Here is a 203-nt window from a genome sequence, read left to right as displayed (position 1 = left end):
AATCTTCTTTTTTCCATTCATCGGATACTGAACAATCCTGATGCTCCAATACAAAATCACAAGGGTCCAATGGATCTGTCCCATCTTCATTTTCTCGTCCATTGCTTACGCCATCGCCATCACAATCGTCCTTTTTCCATTCGTCGGATACTGAGCAATCCTGGTGCTCCATTGCAAAATCACAGGGATCCAATGGGTCTGTT

At 43.8% G+C, this 203-nt stretch carries 1 protein-coding gene; it reads right to left on the bottom strand.

Annotation, left to right across the window (positions count from 1 at the left end; translation table 11 throughout):
- Window positions 1-203: thrombospondin type 3 repeat-containing protein (locus ACQQ5U_RS19480; protein WP_437400139.1), on the bottom strand; the 203-nt coding region annotated here is incomplete at both ends.

This window comes from Flagellimonas lutimaris (assembly GCF_051494225.1).
Lineage (GTDB): Bacteria > Bacteroidota > Bacteroidia > Flavobacteriales > Flavobacteriaceae > Flagellimonas > Flagellimonas lutimaris_A.
This window is presented reverse-complemented; position numbering and strand designations above follow the sequence as displayed.